This is a genomic window from Actimicrobium sp. GrIS 1.19, assembly GCF_035984655.1.
Lineage (GTDB): Bacteria > Pseudomonadota > Gammaproteobacteria > Burkholderiales > Burkholderiaceae_D > Actimicrobium.
The window spans coordinates 15022-31799 of sequence record NZ_JAXCHT010000006.1 but is presented as its reverse complement, the minus strand read 5'-3'; the positions used below and the strand labels follow the sequence as shown (position 1 = coordinate 31799).

At 60.2% G+C, this 16778-nt stretch carries 15 protein-coding genes; all 15 read right to left on the bottom strand.

The features are described 5' to 3' along the window. Positions 1-1518 (bottom strand): amidophosphoribosyltransferase, encoded by a 1518-nt coding sequence (gene purF, locus RCH09_RS06370; protein ID WP_326940220.1) that lies wholly within the window; start codon positions 1516-1518, stop codon positions 1-3. Positions 1519-1541: 23 nt separating this feature from the next. Then, positions 1542-2030 carry a CvpA family protein gene (locus tag RCH09_RS06365; RefSeq protein WP_326940219.1) on the bottom strand — a complete coding sequence of 163 codons (489 nt, stop codon included), beginning with the start codon at positions 2028-2030 and terminating at the stop codon, positions 1542-1544. Between the two features lie 14 nt (positions 2031-2044). Next, entirely contained in the window at positions 2045-2923 is an 879-nt protein-coding gene (locus RCH09_RS06360; protein WP_326940218.1) for an SPOR domain-containing protein, read from the bottom strand. A 19-nt stretch (positions 2924-2942) separates the two neighbouring features. After that, positions 2943-4244, bottom strand: a complete 1302-nt coding sequence (gene folC / locus RCH09_RS06355; RefSeq protein ID WP_326940217.1) for a bifunctional tetrahydrofolate synthase/dihydrofolate synthase — start codon at positions 4242-4244, stop codon at positions 2943-2945. 76 nt (positions 4245-4320) lie between these two features. Then, complete coding sequence (gene accD / locus RCH09_RS06350; protein ID WP_326940216.1) at positions 4321-5193, bottom strand: acetyl-CoA carboxylase, carboxyltransferase subunit beta; 873 nt, start codon at positions 5191-5193, stop codon at positions 4321-4323. 64 nt (positions 5194-5257) lie between these two features. Next, complete coding sequence (trpA, locus tag RCH09_RS06345; RefSeq protein ID WP_326940215.1) at positions 5258-6061, bottom strand: tryptophan synthase subunit alpha; 804 nt, start codon at positions 6059-6061, stop codon at positions 5258-5260. A gap of 57 nt (positions 6062-6118) precedes the next feature. Then, a complete protein-coding gene (trpB, locus tag RCH09_RS06340) occupies positions 6119-7417 on the bottom strand; it encodes a tryptophan synthase subunit beta (protein ID WP_326940214.1) in 1299 nt (432 codons plus the stop codon). Between the two features lie 25 nt (positions 7418-7442). After that, a complete protein-coding gene (locus tag RCH09_RS06335) occupies positions 7443-8111 on the bottom strand; it encodes a phosphoribosylanthranilate isomerase (protein ID WP_326940213.1) in 669 nt (222 codons plus the stop codon). 60 nt (positions 8112-8171) lie between these two features. Continuing rightward, complete coding sequence (gene truA, locus RCH09_RS06330) at positions 8172-8969, bottom strand: tRNA pseudouridine(38-40) synthase TruA (protein ID WP_326940212.1); 798 nt, start codon at positions 8967-8969, stop codon at positions 8172-8174. 96 nt (positions 8970-9065) lie between these two features. Then, positions 9066-11822: a FimV/HubP family polar landmark protein gene (locus tag RCH09_RS06325; RefSeq protein WP_326940211.1), complete on the bottom strand. Its 2757-nt coding sequence runs from the start codon at positions 11820-11822 to the stop codon at positions 9066-9068. A gap of 260 nt (positions 11823-12082) precedes the next feature. Beyond that, positions 12083-13219: an aspartate-semialdehyde dehydrogenase gene (gene asd / locus RCH09_RS06320; protein WP_326940342.1), complete on the bottom strand. Its 1137-nt coding sequence runs from the start codon at positions 13217-13219 to the stop codon at positions 12083-12085. A 50-nt stretch (positions 13220-13269) separates the two neighbouring features. Continuing rightward, a complete protein-coding gene (gene leuB, locus RCH09_RS06315; protein WP_326940210.1) occupies positions 13270-14340 on the bottom strand; it encodes a 3-isopropylmalate dehydrogenase in 1071 nt (356 codons plus the stop codon). A 57-nt stretch (positions 14341-14397) separates the two neighbouring features. Continuing rightward, positions 14398-15045, bottom strand: a complete 648-nt coding sequence (gene leuD / locus RCH09_RS06310; RefSeq protein WP_326940209.1) for a 3-isopropylmalate dehydratase small subunit — start codon at positions 15043-15045, stop codon at positions 14398-14400. Positions 15046-15138: 93 nt separating this feature from the next. Continuing rightward, positions 15139-15258: an entericidin A/B family lipoprotein gene (locus tag RCH09_RS06305; protein WP_326940208.1), complete on the bottom strand. Its 120-nt coding sequence runs from the start codon at positions 15256-15258 to the stop codon at positions 15139-15141. Between the two features lie 14 nt (positions 15259-15272). Continuing rightward, positions 15273-16673, bottom strand: coding sequence for a 3-isopropylmalate dehydratase large subunit (gene leuC, locus RCH09_RS06300; RefSeq protein WP_326940207.1), 1401 nt, complete (start codon positions 16671-16673; stop codon positions 15273-15275). Between the last annotated feature and the right edge of the window lie 105 nt (positions 16674-16778).

Here is a 16778-nt window from a genome sequence, read left to right as displayed (position 1 = left end):
TCAGTCGACCTGCGCCAGATTCAGGTTCAATTGCGAGCGCTCCGGATCGTCGTTGCCGGTGGAGGCATTGTTGCGGGTCGCTTCAATATGATCAAGGTACTCGCGCGTGATATCGCCGGTGATGTAGTCACCGTTAAAGCAGGACGCTTCGAGACTGCGCAAGGCTGGATTGACGTCCGAAATGGCGCGCTTGAGTGCATCGATATCCTGATACACCAAGGCGTCGGCAGTAATCTCGCGACAGATTTCCTCGTTGCTGCGGCCGTATGCGATCAGCTCGGCGCGGGTCGGCATGTCGATGCCGTAGACGTTCGGAAACTTCACCGGAGGCGCGGCCGAGGCAAAGATCACGCGCTTGGCGCCGGCATCCCGTGCCATCTGAACGATCTCGCGACTGGTGGTGCCACGCACGATCGAATCGTCCACCAGCAGCACGCTCTTGCCCTTGAATTCGGAACCGATGGCGTTGAGCTTCTGGCGTACCGATTTGCTGCGTATGGCTTGTCCCGGCATCAGGAAGGTGCGGCCGATGTAACGGTTCTTGATGAAGCCTTCGCGATAGTCGAGATTGAGTTTCATCGCCAGTTCCATCGCCGCCGGGCGCGATGTATCGGGAATCGGCATGACGACATCGATGTCGCCGGCGGCAAATTCGCGCTTGATCTTTTCGGCCAGGTATTCGCCCATTTTCAGGCGGGTGGCATACACCGAGGCGCCATCGAGCACCGAATCAGGCCGTGCCAGGTAGACGAATTCAAAGGCACAGGGATTGAGCGTCGGATTTTCGGCGCACTGCTTGTTGTATAACTGGCCATCGTTGTCGATGAAGATGGCTTCGCCGGGAATCACGTCGCGCAGGAAGCGAAAGCCAAGGCCCTCGAGCGCCACCGATTCGCTGGCAACGACGTATTCGGTGCCCTGTTCGGTTTCATTGAAACCGATGCACAGCGGCCGGATACCAAACGGATCGCGAAACGCCAGCAGGCCATAGCCGGCAATCTGCGCGACCACCGCATACGAACCGCGCACGCGCTTGTGCAAGACGCTGACAGCCTTGAACAGCGTCGACGGATCGAGCGAATAGCCGGTGGTCGCCTGCTGGATTTCATGGGCCAGCACATTGAGCAGGACTTCGGAATCGGACGAGGTGTTGATATGCCTGCGATCGTTCTTGAACATCTCGATCTTGAGCTGTTCCCAGTTGGTCAGGTTGCCGTTGTGGATCAGCGTGATCCCGAACGGCGCATTGACATAGAACGGTTGCGCTTCTTCTGCGCTGGCGGTACCGGCAGTCGGGTAGCGGCATTGGCCGATGCCGACATTGCCCTGCAGCGAGCGCATGTTACGGGTGCGGAACACATCGCGCACCAGGCCATTGGCCTTGTGCATGAAGAACTTGTTCGCGTGACTGGTTGCGATGCCCGCCGCATCCTGACCACGATGCTGCAGCAACAGCAGCGCATCGTAAATCAGTTGGTTGACAGGTTGATGGGAGACTACGCCGACGATGCCACACATGTTGGACTCCTGACTGAATCAATTCAAAACTGCACGTGCCGCGCAAAGTCGCCCGGCAGGAAAGGCTTGGCCGACCGCGCGGCGGTTTCTGCCAACGGACTGAGCACCGCGTTGGTCCAGAATGGTTGTTGGGGAATCGAGGTCATGCCACAGACCAGTACCACGGCAAGAATGATCACCAGCCCACGCGCCAATCCGAACAATCCACCCAGACCGCGATCGGCGACGGTCAACCCGCCGGCCTTGATCACGCTATCGACTGCTTTCATGACCAATGCCATGAGCAACCGGACGCCAATGAACAGCGCGATGAAGGCCACGATCAGGCGCGTCACGCTGCCTGGAATCAAGTCGGGCAACCACTGCGACAGGGGTTCGCCGTACAGGTTGGCAACCACCAGCGCAACGATCCAGCCCAACAGCGACAGTATCTCGTTGACCAGACCACGCATCATGCTGATGATGATCGAGCAAATCAATATCAACAACACCAGATAATCGAACAACGTCACAAAAAGTGTCCGGATCAGGTTGGCACCAGGGTGCCGTTCAAGCCCAGCGCCGTCAGCTTGGCGCGGGTCTTTTCTGCATCTTCCCTGCTGCCAAACGGCCCGATGCGCACCCGAATCCTTGCACCGCCGTCAGTGGCAACGGTCTGCGTGTACGAGGCAATCCCGGCCGCCTTCAATTTATCCTGCAACTCGGCGACCTTCTCTTTCGACGCCAACGCCGCCACCTGCACGATGACTTTGCCGGGCTTGGCGTCCGGCTTCTTGCTGGCCGGGGCCGGTGTCGCGCCACCATCCAGAATCGCCTGGGCACGCGCGTTATCGGATAACTTGTCTACCGCCGGCTTGGGTTCCGGTTTTGGTTCGGGCTTTGGTTCAGGTTTGGCAACAGGCTTTGCCACAGGTTTTACCGGTTCAACGGCAGTCGCCTTCGGTTTGTTCTCGGCAACGGCCGGTCCCGGCAAGACGGGTGTTGTCTTTTTAGGCACAACAGCATTCGGGTCGACCACTTCCTCGGCCTGATCCAGCGTGGCGCTCTGTGGCACATTCGAAGGCGCGATGCGTGGCGGCGGCGCCGGGCGCACTGGCTGCGGCGGCTGTTCCTTGGAGGGAATCTGCACCACCAGATCGTCCGCCAGCGGCTTCGGCTCCGAATCGAAAATCATCGGCAAACCGATCACGGCAGCCAGCACCAGAGCGACAGCCCCGACCAGGCGTCGGCGCGCGCGCTTTTTTTCCGGCAAGACCGGATCGACCGGTTCGGCCGCCTGTTTCTCCGGCTTGCGTTTGCCCCGGCCACGCACGGCGTTGGATTCTTCTTCGGCCCGGGAATAGAACTCACCCTCAGTGGCGGCGGTTTCTTGCGGTTTCTTGCGGAAAAGCGATGACAAGCCCATGCGGTTAACTATGTATTCTTCAGTGGTTTGCAGCAGTGCGGAACGCCATGACGCCGGCGACGGTGAGGAACGATCCGAAAACCGCAATTCTATCATTCTCCCCCGCCCGGGAGATTGCGTTTGCGAAAGCATCGGCCGGCGCAGCGAAGGTTTCGATTGATGATTCGGTGTCCTTCGACGTGCTGGCAACCACCCCGGCCGCAAGCAATTTCTCGCGGATCGCCGCCGCGGTGGCGGCGCGCGGCAACGGCAAGTCGGTCAGACACCAGTGATCGATCTGGCCTTTGAGCTGCGCGATCACGCCATCGATATCCTTGTCCTGCATCGCACCAAACACGGCATAAGTGTAGGGATGAAAGCCCATGTTGCCGAGATTTTGCGACAGTGTGGCGGCGGCGTGCGGATTGTGCGCGACATCCAGAATCACCGCAGGACGCCCTGGCAGCACCTGGAAACGCCCGGGCAGATCGACCAGCACGAGTCCGGTCCGGACCTCTTGCGCGCCAACCGGCAGACGATGGCGCAGCACTTCCAGCGCGGCCAGCGCCGCCGAAGCGTTAAGTAACTGGTTAGCACCACGCAGGCTCGGATAGCCGAGTGAATTGCGGCGCTGTTCGCGGCCACCGTAATTCCATTGCAGCTTGTCGCCCATGTAATTGAAATCGCGCCCGATCAGCCACAGATCGGCGCCAATGGCGGCGGCGTGGTCCAGCAGCGACTGCGGTGGCACCGGGTCGCTGCAAATGGCCGCTTTACCGGCCCGAAAAATTCCGGCCTTTTCGAATCCGATGGCTTCACGTGTATGACCAAGATACGCCGTGTGATCGATATCGACGCTGGTGACGATGGCGACATCCGCATCGATGATATTCATCGCATCGAGCCGTCCGCCCAGTCCGACTTCCAGAATCACGGCATCGAGGTGCGCATCCATGAACAACTGCAGGATCGCCAGCGTGGTGAATTCGAAATAGCTCAGCGACGTGGCTCCACGGGCGACCTCGACCTTGTTGAAATAGTCGACCAGCGCGGCGTCGCTGGCCGACACACCGTCGATACGGGCGCGCTCATTGAAATCGATCAGATGCGGCGAGGTCGACAGCCCGACCCGATAGCCGGCCTGCAGCAGTATTGCTTCGAGCATCGCGCAGGTCGAGCCCTTGCCATTCGTGCCACCCACGATAATGACCGGGCAATCAAACCGGATGCCCATGCTGGCGGCCACGGCGGCGACGCGTTCGAGTCCCATGTCGATGGTGATCGGATGACTGGTTTCGAGTCGGGACAGCCAATCGGTCAGGGTAGTCGGTAAGGTGTGCATGGAACCAATATGGTGCTCAACTGGAAAATAAAAAGCCCGAACCGGAAGGCTCGGGCTTCTTGGTGGCGCGCGGTGATCAGGCCAGCACGTCAGCCGCCTGGTTTTGCAGCAGGGCCAGCAGGCGGGCAATTTCTTCGCGCATCTTGCGGCGGTCGACAATCATGTCGACGGCGCCCTTTTGCACCAGGAATTCGGCACGCTGGAAGCCTTCCGGCAGTTTCTCGCGCACCGTGTTCTCAATCACGCGCGGGCCGGCGAAGCCGATCAGGGCCTTCGGCTCGGCAATCACGACATCGCCCATGAACGCGAACGAGGCCGACACACCGCCCATGGTCGGATCGGTCAGCACCGAAATGAACGGCAGCTTTTTTTCGGACAGCTTGGTCAGCATCGCCGTGGTCTTTGCCATTTGCATCAATGACAACAAGCCTTCCTGCATTCGTGCACCGCCGGTTGCGGTAATGCAGATGAACGGCACTTTTTGTTCCAGCGCGTTCTGCGCGCCGCGCACAAAGCGCTCGCCGACCACCGAGCCCATCGAGCCACCCATGAATTCGAATTCAAAACAGGCCACCACCACCGGCAGCGACATGATCGCGCCACCCATGACGATCAGCGCATCGGTCTCGCCGGTGGCTTCCATCGCGGCTTTCAGACGATCCGGGTACTTTTTGCTGTCCTTGAACTTGAGCGTATCGACCGGCAGGGTTTCCTGGCCGATTTCATAGCGGCCGCCGGCGTCGAGCAGGTTGTCGAGTCGTTCACGGGCGCGAATGCGCATGTGATGGTTGCATTTCGGACAAACGTGAATGTTCGATTCCAGGTCAGTGCGATACAGCACGGCTTCGCACGACGGGCATTTGACCCACAAGCCTTCCGGCACCGACTTGCGCTGGGCGGTTTCGGAGCGCTGAATGCGCGGGGGTAGCAGTTTCTCAAGCCAGCTCATGGGTGCCTCGTAATTGTTGACCTGCCGAATTGTACCGTCTGCACGGCAATCCACCAATACACCGTCAGTCCGGTGCGTCGAGTGCCGCCCGAATGCCGGCGACAAAGCTGCGTACAGCCTCGACCGCGTGCTCCGGCGGGGTATTTTCCAGCTCCTGAATGATGCGACTGCCGATCACGACGGCATCGGCGACACCGGCGATGGCGCGCGCGGTCGCCCCGTCGCGGATACCGAAGCCGACCCCGATTGGCAGTTTGACATGCTGGCGAATGGCACCAATGCGCTCGGTGACGTCGGCCAGATCAATGTTGGCCGCGCCAGTGACACCCTTGAGCGAGACGTAGTAGCAGAATCCCCGGCCGGCAGCGGCAACCTGGGTAATGCGCTCCTCGGTCGAGGTCGGCGCCAGCAGGAAGATCGGATCGAGCCCGGCGGCCTGCATGCCGGCGGCGAACTCCTCGCATTCTTCGGGCGGATAGTCGACCACGATGGTGCCATCCACGCCGGCTGCGAGCGCAGCCGCAATGAATGCCTGCTGTCCCATGCACTCGATCGGATTGGCATAGCCCATCAGGACCACTGGCGTGTGGGAATTGGTGAGCCGGAACACGCGCACGAAATCGAGCACATCGCGCAGCCCGACACCGAATTTCAGTGCGCGCTCGCAGGCGCGCTGGATCACCGGCCCTTCGGCCATCGGGTCGGAAAACGGCACGCCCAGCTCAAGGATATCGGCGCCGCCCTCGACCAGTGCATGCATCAGCGGCACCGTCAGTTGCGGCGACGGATCGCCGGCGGTAATGAATGGGATCAATCCGGTTTTGCGATTGACAGCGAGTGCAGCAAAGGTTGCCTGGATTCTGGACATGGTGGTTTCTGCAAACTGGAGGAAAAGACGCTGCCGCGCAATGCGGCAGCAGGGACTTTATTTCGGCATCGCGACGGTTTTAACTGCACCGACAGCGCACGATTCGCGGCAATAAAAATTCATGCCCATTTTTTCGGCGACCGTGTGCATGTCCTTATCGCCGCGACCGGACAGATTGACCAGAATGATCTTGTCCTTTGGCAGCGTAGCAGCCAGTTTGGCAGCGTAGGCCAGCGCATGACTCGATTCCAGTGCCGGGATGATGCCTTCGATCAGGCAGCAATCATGGAACGCCTGCAGCGCCTCGGCGTCGGTAATCGGCACGTATTGGGCGCGGCCGATATCCTTGAGCCAGGCATGTTCCGGCCCCACGCCCGGATAGTCGAGGCCGGCGGAGACCGAATGGGTTTCCATGATCTGGCCGTTCGCATCCTGCAGCAAATAGGTGCGATTGCCGTGCAATACGCCTGGGGTGCCCAGTTGCAGCGAGGCCGAGTGCTTGCCGCTGTCCATGCCCTCGCCCGCCGCTTCGACGCCGATCAACTGGACGTCGGCATGGTCGATGTACGGATAAAAGATCCCCATCGCGTTCGAGCCGCCGCCCACGCACGCCACCACATAGTCGGGCTGACGTCCGGTCATCACCGGCATCTGCTCCAGGCACTCGGTGCCGATGACCGACTGGAAATCGCGCACCATCATTGGATAGGGGTGCGGTCCGGCCACGGTGCCGATGATGTAGAACGTGTTCTCGATATTGGTGACCCAGTCGCGCATGGCTTCGTTGAGCGCATCCTTCAAGGTCTTTGATCCCGATTCGACCGGCACCACGGTGGCACCCAGCAGCTTCATCCGGTAGACGTTCTGGGCCTGGCGCTTGATGTCCTCGCTACCCATGTAGATCACACATTCGAAGCCAAAGCGCGCGCAGATGGTGGCCGTGGCCACGCCGTGCTGGCCGGCGCCGGTTTCGGCGATGATGCGACGCTTGCCCATGCGCTTGGCCAGCAGCGCCTGTCCGATCACGTTGTTGATCTTGTGTGCGCCGGTGTGATTGAGGTCTTCGCGCTTGAAGTAGATTTGTGCGCCACCCATTTTTTCGGACCAGCGCCGGGCATGGTAGACCGGGCTGGGACGCCCGACAAAATGCGTCAGGTCATCGTTGAATTCGGCCAGGAACTCGGGGTCGGTGCTGTAATGCGCATACGCCGCCTTGAGTTCGTTCAACGCATGCGTCAGGGTTTCGGAGACGAAGCTGCCGCCGTACGGACCAAAATGACCGCGCGCATCGGGCAGATCATAGGTGGTCGCGGCGCTGCCCTCGACGGGGTTTTCGAGCGGATTCAATGCATGCATGGTTGTTCTCTTGAAAAGTGGTTATTTAGCGCGGCAGCGCGTCGCCTTGGCGCACGGCTGCCATGAAACGGCCAATTGCGGCGGCGTCCTTGATGCCTTTGGCGGATTCGACACCACTGCTGATGTCAACGCCGAACGGACGCACGAGCACCACTGCGTCAGTCGCGTTGTGTTCGCTCAAGCCACCACTCAAAACGACCTGAGGCGCGAGTTCTTCTGGAATGAGAGACCAATCGAAAACCTTTCCACTGCCACCATATTCCTCGACAAGGGTGTCGAGCAATACTCCCGCAAACAACGGGCTGGCGGCACGATAAACCTTGACGCATTCTAACAAATCTTCGCCGGTTGTTTGCCGACCGATCCGCAGTGCCCGGATAAAGGGCCGGTTCACGGCGGCGGCGGTCTGCGCGCAGTGCTGTGGTGTTTCATCACCGTGAAACTGCAACAGGGCGATCGGCGCCTGGCGGACGACCTGCTCCACCTCTTCGACGCTGGCGTTGACGAACAACCCGACAGCCGTCACGAAAGGACGCACCTGTGCGAGCAAGGTTGCGGCCAGCGCAGGCGTGACGTAACGCGGACTGGGGCGATAAAACACAAAACCGACCGCGTCGGCGCCGGCAGCAATGGCGGCATCGACATCTTCAGGGCGGGTCAAGCCACAAATTTTGATGCGCGTACGTTGGGTCATCGGAAAGCGAACTCAGGTTGCGTTGAACAGCGTTGTCGGTCGGGGCGTTGCCGGTGGCAATCACCAATGCGCAAACGCGTCGACTGGCGCCTGCGGCAATTCCCATTTCGGATCGTAATCAATGTTTGCCAGATACAGGCCGTGCGGGCTGAACGTCGGTGCCGCCAGATGACGATTCTTTTGCGCCATCAACTCCCCCAACCACCCCACTTCCTGCCTGCCGGTGCCGACATAAATCAGCGAACCGACGATATTGCGCACCATGTGCTGCAGGAAGGCGCTGGCATGCAGTTTAATCACAATCAAATCGCCGCGCCGGACCAGGTCGATTCCATGCATGATCTTGATGGGTGATTTGGCCTGGCAGTCTGCCGAGCGAAATGCTGAAAAATCATGGGTGCCGATCAGGCACTGCGCCGCCGCGCGCATGCGCTCTGCATCCAGCGGACGAAAGACCCAGCCGGCCTTACCTTCCCGGAGCGGTGAGCGGATCGGATGGTTATAGAGCAGGTAGTGATACGTGCGGGAACGGGCACTGAACCGGGCGTGGAATTCCTGTTCGGGACAATCCTTGGCGATGGCGGCCCAGCGCACGGAAATCGATGGCGGCAAATGGGTATTGAGACCACGTACCCAGGACGACGCCGTACGCTCAACCGGCGCGTCAAAATGCACCACCTGTTCGATCGCATGGACCCCGGTATCGGTGCGCCCTGCGCAGGTCGTCTTGATGTCGGCCTGGGTGAACTTTCTTAGCGCGAATTCGAGTCGGTCCTGCACCGTATGACCGCTCAATTGGGTCTGCCACCCATGCCAAGGGGTCCCATCGTACTGAATTCCCAGAACCAATCGTTTCAATGCATTTCCCAATATTCACCGTATGGCGAATAGTACAACCTCAAAACAAAATGGGCGCAACTGGATGGTTGCGCCCGTTCGCGGAGCGGTTTGACGTCAGCCGAGTTTCGCCAGCATCGACCGGGCCTGCTCGATTTGCTGACTTGAGCCACCGGCGATGACTTCATCCAGCAATTCGCGCGCACCTTCCTTGTCGCCGATTTCTTCGTAGGCGATGGCCAGGTCAAGCTTGGTGGCCATTTCCGGTGCAGTCGCAATCTCGTCGTCCTCCAGCACGAGCGTGTCGGCAGGCTCTGCGGCCAGGAACGGGGCCTGCGGCGGTGTCACAGCAGCGGCATCATTCGGCATCAGGTCGAGGCTGATACCCGACAAATCGAAATCCAGCGGATCCGGTTTGCTCGCCGCGTTCGGCGTCGTGTCGTGGGCAATCTCCTCACCGAGCGCGTCGTCGCCGGGCAGCTCGAACGTCATGTCTTCGGCCAATGGCTCCGGACTGGCTGACATCACCGGCGCAACAGGCGTGGTTTCATTGAATTCAACCACCTCTGGCGCTACCGGGATTTTAGGACCGGTGACAGCATCGGGAGCATCGAAGTCGAGCGAAAATTTGTTGTGCTCATCGGAGGTCAGCCTGGCAGGATCGACCAGCACCTCACTGGATTCGACATCCATGATGCCAAGGCCTTCAAGGTCGAAATCGAGACCGTCGTTTTCCTTTTCCTCGACCACGGGCTTGACCTCAGCGGCGGGCGCTTTCGGCTCAGGCTCAAGGTACGATGCCGTGTTGATATCCATCTCGCCCGGTATCGTGTTCAGTGAGGCGCCAGCGATATTGCTTTGGGTCGAGGCCAGCAAGGCTTCGAGATCGAGTTCATCGGCCAAATCATTGGCAGCAGCCGGATCAGCCAGCTGTGTCACTGCCGATTCCAGCGAACGTCCACCGGCATACAGCGGGTTATCCGGGTCCAGCGCAATGCCGAGCGAAGCGGCCTGTTCCCAGTCGTCGCCCTCGCCTTTGGTGATCCCGTACAATTCCGTCGCCATCACTTCGAACGAGCGCACGTCGCGGCGATTCGAGTAGATTTCCAGCAGCTTGACGCGCACTGCATTGCGTTCAGGCTGGGTGCGCAATGCTTCCTTCAGGATCTCTTCGGCCTGGGCATCGCGTCCATACGCAATGTAGACGTCGGCTTCCGCCACCGGATCGACCTCATTGGCATCAAGCTGGCTGGCCGATGGTGCAAAATTGGAATTGAAGACGCTGTTGTTGGTATCGACGCTTTGCCCGCCGGTCGAACCGAACAGCGAATTGGCCTTCAGGTTCGAATCGGTCAGGATGCTGTCTTCAAATTGCTGGTTCTTTTTCTTGCGACGGGAATTGAAAATTCCGAATGCGCCCAGACCCAGCAACAACAAACCAACACCGGGAAGCAGGAACGGGCTGCCAAGCAGCTCGTCCATGGCATTGCCTTCTGGCGCGACGGGCGCTGGCGGCTTGACTGCCGGCGCTTTGACTACCGGGGCAACCTCTGCCGGCTTGGGCGCGACCGCAGCCGCAACCACCGGTGGTGTCACGACAACGGCCGGTTCCGGCTTTTTCTCTTCAACTTTGGCAACAACTGGCGCAGGCTCTGGCGCCTTGACTGGCGCAACCGGTGCAGTGCTGGCGACCGCGGCCGACTTGGCAGCAAGATCGGCGCGCTTTTGCTGCTCAGCGAATTCGCGGTTCTTAATTTCAAGCAGCTTCTGCAAATCGCCGACGTTTTTCTCGAGGTCCTTGACACGCGAATTTGCCTCGCTGAGTGCCTTGTCCTTTGCAATGCGTTCTTCCGCCGACATCGCGCTGGCAGAAGCTGCACCGGCAGCCGCCTTCGACAACTTCAACTTGTCCTGGGATTCACTGGCAGCATTTTTCTGTTCTTCGACTTTCGCACTGATCTTGCCACCAGCGGCCTGCTTCGCCTCGCCGGTGTTTTGCGGCGCTGCGGCAGCAACCTGGCCAGCCAGCTTGTTGCGATACCTGCTGAAGTCCTGCGCTTGCGCGACCACGACCCCATTGGCTTCGCGATTGTCGATCGAGCCCGCGACATCCTTCTCGGGGACGGTCAGGATCTGGCCGGTGCGCATGCGATTCATGTTCTCGCCGACGAACGCAGCCGGATTGGCGCGGTATAGCGCAACCAGCATCTGGTCCAGCGACACACCGGCTGGACGGACCTGATTGGCAATACGGGCCAGCGAATCACCCCGCTTGACCAGATAGGATTTTTCACCGGCACCGCCCGCGGTGACTTCCTCAGGCTTGGCCTTGGGAGCGCGGGCCGGCGCTGCCGGGGCAGGCGCCTCAACCGGACTTGCCGGACGGCTGGCCAATGCGGCCGGAGCCTGCACCGGGGCGGGCCGCTGTGGTTCGACATTGCGAACCGGCGCACCCACCGGTGCTGCGACTTGCGCCGTGCGCAGGTCGACCGGGTCCAGCAGGAATGTGTACTCACGCACCAGGCGACCGTTGGCGCCGCCCAGTTCAAGCAGCATGTCGATATACGGCTCGTTGATCGGTTGCGCCGACGTCACCCGGATGACTTGTCGGCCACCACGTTGTTCAATGCCGAAACGTATCGAAAACAGGGCCGGGTTAAAGTCGATATTGGCCTGCCGGAATGCTTCGGTCGAAGCGAGCTTGGCGACCAGCGAGCCGGCCTCGTCCTTGCCAACGGCAGTCAGTTCGATTTCGGCGTTCAGCGGCTGACCGAGCGACGACAGCACGGTAAGGCGTCCGAGCCCTGCCGCCGACGCCGGCGATGAAATCATCATCGTCGCGAGCACAGCGGCGCTCAAAGTCTTCAGCGTCAAGTGAGCCAACTGGGAAGGTTTGCGTGGAAGCATTTTAAGTGACATAGGTTAACATTCCGTTGGCGTAATCTGTGCTGGGACCGAAGAACATGAATCGACATGGTTGTCCCAAAGAACTTTTAACATAGCATCAGGGACTTAGCCACGCAAGCGTAACCATCCCCTGAGCAATTGTAAAACTCTTTGTAACGATGATTACATCATTACAATCGCTGCAATGTTGCGGAAGGACAACACACTGTTGTCGCTGCAATCACCCTTCAGGCTTCGAGCACAATCCTTAACATACGCCGCAACGGCTCGGCGGCGCCCCACAATAATTGATCGCCGACAGTGAATGCCGACAGATATTCCGGTCCCATGGCCAGCTTGCGCAAACGGCCGACCGGAATCGTCAGGCTGCCGGTCACGGCCGCCGGGGTCAACCCCTGCATCGATGCCTCGCGGGTATTCGGGATCACGCTCACCCATTGATTATTGGCGGCGATGATGTCGACGATTTCGTCGAGCGGCACATCCTTCTTGAGCTTGATAGTCAATGCCTGTGAATGGCAGCGCATCGCGCCAATCCGCACACACAGGCCATCCATCGGAATAACCGGCTTGGCGGCGCTGCCAAATGCGGTACCGCGGCCCAGGATCTTGTTGGTCTCGGCGCCCGACTTCCACTCTTCTTTCGAGACACCGTTGCCAAGATCCTTGTCGATCCAGGGAATCAGGTTTCCTGCCAGCGGCACACCGAATTGCCGGGTTTGTTCAGCAGTCATGCGATGCTGGCTGGCCAGCACCTTGCGATCGATTTCCAGAATTGCAGCGGCCGGATTGTCGAGCAGCGCCTTGACATCAGCGTGAATGGCGCCGAACTGTGTGAGCAGTTCGCGCATGTGCTGTGCACCGCCGCCAGAGGCGGCCTGGTACGTCATCGAACTGACCCAGTCAATCAGGTCGTGTTCGAACAATCCACCCAGCCCCATCAACATGCAGGACACCGTGCAATTGCCGCCGATAAAGTTCTTGATGCCGCGCTGCAGCCCGGACTGGATCACCGCCAGATTGACCGGATCGAGCACGATGATGGCGTCATCTTCCATGCGCAGGGTCGAGGCAGCGTCAATCCAGATGCCATTCCAGCCGGCGGCCCGCAATTGCGGAAAGATCTCGGCGGTGTAATCGCCGCCCTGGCAGGTAATGATGATGTCGCACTTCTTCAGCGCGCCGATGTCGCCGGCGTCCTTCAGTGTGGTTTCGTTTTTTGCGAGCGAAGGCGCCGGGCCGCCGGCGTTCGAGGTTGAGAAGAAAACTGGTTCGATATGATCAAAATCATTTTCTTCCTGCATGCGCTGCAACAGGACCGAACCCACCATGCCACGCCATCCCACCAATCCAACAAGTTTCATCATCATTTCCTAAACGTATGACGGAACGCGTCCGTCGTTTTTGATCATGCTCAAGCAAGCGCTTTCACCACCGCGTCGCCCATGGCGCGCGTGCCAACCAATGTCGTGCCAGCTTCATGAATATCGGCGGTGCGCAGGCCTTGTTCAAGGACTGCCTTGACCGCGGCCTCGATGCGATCGGCCTGCAGCGGACGGTCCAGCGAGAAGCGCAGCATCATTGCGGTCGACAGGATCGTTGCCAGTGGATTGGCGATCCCCTTGCCGGCAATGTCGGGGGCGGAGCCGTGCGACGGCTCGTACAATCCCTTGTTGCTGGCGTCCAGCGATGCCGACGGCAACATGCCGATCGAGCCGGTCAGCATTGCTGCTGCGTCGGACAGGATGTCGCCGAACATGTTCCCGGTCACCAGCACGTCGAACTTTTTCGGCGCGCGCACCAACTGCATGGCGGCATTGTCGACATACATGTGATCGAGCGCGACATCGGGGTACTCGCCATGCACATCGGTGACGATCTCTTTCCAGAACTGGAAGGTTTCCAGCACATTGGCCTTGTCGACGCTGGTCAGGCGCTTGCTGCGTTTGCGCGCGGCCTGGAAGGCGACATGGGCAATCCGGCGAATCTCGGTCTCGGCGTAGCGCATCGTATCGAAGCCTTCGCGTTCGCCCTTGAACGGACCGTCGGGCGCCACGCGCATGCCGCGCGGCTGGCCAAAATAGATATCACCGGTCAACTCGCGAATGATCAGGATGTCCAGCCCGGATACCACCTCGGGCTTGAGCGTCGATGCGCCGGCCAGCTCCGGATACAGGATCGCCGGGCGCAGATTGGCGAACAGATTGAGATGCTTGCGCAGTCCCAGAATCGCCTGCTCCGGCCGCAACGGGCGATCGAGCGTGTCGTATTTCCAGTCGCCCACCGCGCCAAACAGGATGGCGTCGGCGTCCTTCGCCAACTGCAGGGTCGCATCGGGCAACGGATGACCGTGCGCCTCGTAACCGGCGCCGCCGACCGGCGCGGTTTCCATCTCGAACGATTCGCCCAGGGCGCGCAGCACCTTGACCGCCTCATCGACGATTTCCGGACCAATGCCGTCGCCCGGCAGGATTGCAATTTTCATGATGTGCCAGTAAAAAAGACGGGCGACCGGTCAGTTCCCGGTCGCCGCGGGGTCGGGTTAAATGCCGTTCGTCAGCCAGGGTTGGCTGGCCAGATGACGTTCTTCGAAGGCACGGATCTTGTCGGCCTGCTGCAGTGTCAGGCCAATGTCGTCGAGACCATTGAGCAGGCAGAATTTGCGAAACGTATCGACTTCGAACGGGAACGTGAGGTTGCCGCTGGTGGTGCTGACCAGTTGCCGCTCCAGGTCGATGACCAGCCGGAAGCCGGGAAAGGCGCGCACTTCATTGAACAGGTGATCGATCTGCGCCTCGGGAAGGACGATCGGCAGCAAGCCATTCTTGAAGCAGTTATTGAAAAAGATATCGGCAAAGCTGGGCGCCAGGATGGCCCGGAATCCGTATTGCTCCAACGCCCACGGCGCATGCTCGCGCGACGAGCCGCAGCCGAAATTCTTGCGCGCCAGCAAAATCGAACTGCCCGCGTAGCGCGGCAGGTTCAAGACGAAATCCGGATTCAATGGCCGGGCACTGTTGTCGCGGCCCGGCTCGCCGGCATCCAGATAACGCCATTCGTCGAACAGGTTCGGACCAAAGCCGGTGCGCTGAATCGATTTCAGGAATTGTTTCGGGATAATCGCGTCGGTGTCGACATTGGCGCGGTCCAGCGGAACGACCAGGCCGTCAAGCAGCGTAAATTTATTCATGTGCAACCAAGGTAAGTGCCTTGCAAAAAACCGTTCGAATAGCGATGCAATCGCGCGGATCACCCGGAAACCGGACGACCTGGCGCCATCAAATTACTTGCCCTGAACCTTCTCGCCGACCTTTTCGACATCCTTGCCAAAGCCATGGACGGTGTTGCAGCCCGACAGCAAAAAGCCGGACAGAACCAGCAGTACAGTGATCGTACGTTTCATTTTTTTCCCTTGTTTTATAAAGTCCGGACGTCGACGAAATGTCCTGCAATACCCGCCGCGGCGGCCATGGCAGGACTGACAAGATGGGTGCGTCCGCCCGCCCCCTGCCTTCCTTCAAAATTGCGATTCGAGGTCGAGGCGCAACGCTCGCCCGGCTCCAGCCGGTCGGCGTTCATCGCCAGGCACATTGAGCAGCCAGGCTCGCGCCATTCGAAACCGGCCGCACGGAAGATCACATCCAGCCCCTCGCGCTCGGCCTGCTCCTTGACCAGCCCCGATCCCGGCACCACCATCGCCAACCGGACATTGGAGGCGCGGAACCGGCCGCGCACAACCGCGGCGGCAGCGCGCAAATCCTCGATCCGGGAATTGGTGCAGGAGCCGATAAAGACCTTGTCGATGCGGATGTCGACGATGGCGGTGTTGGGCTTGAGCGCCATGTAGGCCAGCGCCTTTTCGATTGCATCGCGCCTGGCCGGATCTTTTTCGCGATCCGGGTCCGGCACGCGTCCATCGATGGCCAGCACCATCTCGGGCGAGGTGCCCCAGGTGACCTGTGGCTTGATTTGCGCCGCGTCGAGCGTGACCACCAGATCGAACCGTGCGCCCGGATCCGAATGCAGCGTGCGCCAGTAGGCAATGGCAGTGTCCCAATGCGGGCCCACTGGCGAGAACGGGCGACCCTTGACGTAATCGATGGTGGTGTCGTCGACCGCGATCATTCCTGCACGCGCGCCGGCTTCGATGGCCATATTGCAGACCGTCATGCGGCCTTCCATCGACAGGGACCGGATTGCGGCGCCACCGAATTCGATCGCATAGCCGGTACCGCCGGCCGTACCGATCCGGCCGATCACCGCCAGCACGATGTCCTTGGCCGTGACAGCCTTGGGAATAATGCCATCGACCTGGACCAGCATCGCTTTGGATTTCTTGGTCAGCAACGTCTGCGTGGCCAGCACATGCTCGACTTCAGACGTGCCGATGCCGTGCGCCAGGCAGCCGAACGCGCCGTGGGTGGAGGTGTGCGAGTCGCCGCATACGACCGTCATGCCGGGCAGCGTCGCGCCCTGCTCCGGGCCAATCACGTGGACGATGCCCTGGCGCTTGTCGCTCATGCTGAAGTAGGTCAGCCCGTAGGATTTGGCGTTGGCATCGAGCGTTTCGACCTGCAGCCGTGACGTTGGATCGGCAATGCCGTGGGCCCGGTCGGTGGTCGGCACATTGTGATCGGCGACGGCCAGATTGGCCGACAGCCGCCACGGCTTGCGCCCGGCCAGCTTCAGTCCTTCGAAGGCCTGCGGGCTGGTCACTTCATGCACCAGATGCCGGTCGATGTACAAGATGGTGGTGCCATCGGCGCCCGTGTCGACCACGTGCGCGTCCCAAAGTTTGTCGTACAGGGTTTGTGTCATGGAGCAGCGAGCGTACCGTTGGCCGGTGCGGCGTCGGGAGGGAAAATCGGATTTTGATTATGCCATAGTTGTGCCTGGAAAATTCGCCCAAACACCCCGACCATG

What these genes read in the sequence shown, in the direction of transcription:
- purF (WP_326940220.1), bottom strand. Translation starts at nt 1,518, where the DNA reads ATGTGTGGCATCGTCGGCGTAGTCTCCCATCAACCTGTCAACCAACTG.
- trpB (WP_326940214.1), bottom strand. Translation starts at nt 7,417, where the DNA reads ATGCATGCATTGAATCCGCTCGAAAACCCCGTCGAGGGCAGCGCCGCG.
- RCH09_RS06305 (WP_326940208.1), bottom strand. Translation starts at nt 15,258, where the DNA reads ATGAAACGTACGATCACTGTACTGCTGGTTCTGTCCGGCTTTTTGCTG.
- accD (WP_326940216.1), bottom strand. Translation starts at nt 5,193, where the DNA reads ATGAGCTGGCTTGAGAAACTGCTACCCCCGCGCATTCAGCGCTCCGAA.
- trpA (WP_326940215.1), bottom strand. Translation starts at nt 6,061, where the DNA reads ATGTCCAGAATCCAGGCAACCTTTGCTGCACTCGCTGTCAATCGCAAA.
- folC (WP_326940217.1), bottom strand. Translation starts at nt 4,244, where the DNA reads ATGCACACCTTACCGACTACCCTGACCGATTGGCTGTCCCGACTCGAA.
- asd (WP_326940342.1), bottom strand. Translation starts at nt 13,219, where the DNA reads ATGAAACTTGTTGGATTGGTGGGATGGCGTGGCATGGTGGGTTCGGTC.
- leuC (WP_326940207.1), bottom strand. Translation starts at nt 16,673, where the DNA reads ATGACACAAACCCTGTACGACAAACTTTGGGACGCGCACGTGGTCGAC.
- RCH09_RS06335 (WP_326940213.1), bottom strand. Translation starts at nt 8,111, where the DNA reads ATGACCCAACGTACGCGCATCAAAATTTGTGGCTTGACCCGCCCTGAA.
- RCH09_RS06360 (WP_326940218.1), bottom strand. Translation starts at nt 2,923, where the DNA reads ATGGGCTTGTCATCGCTTTTCCGCAAGAAACCGCAAGAAACCGCCGCC.
- leuB (WP_326940210.1), bottom strand. Translation starts at nt 14,340, where the DNA reads ATGAAAATTGCAATCCTGCCGGGCGACGGCATTGGTCCGGAAATCGTC.
- leuD (WP_326940209.1), bottom strand. Translation starts at nt 15,045, where the DNA reads ATGAATAAATTTACGCTGCTTGACGGCCTGGTCGTTCCGCTGGACCGC.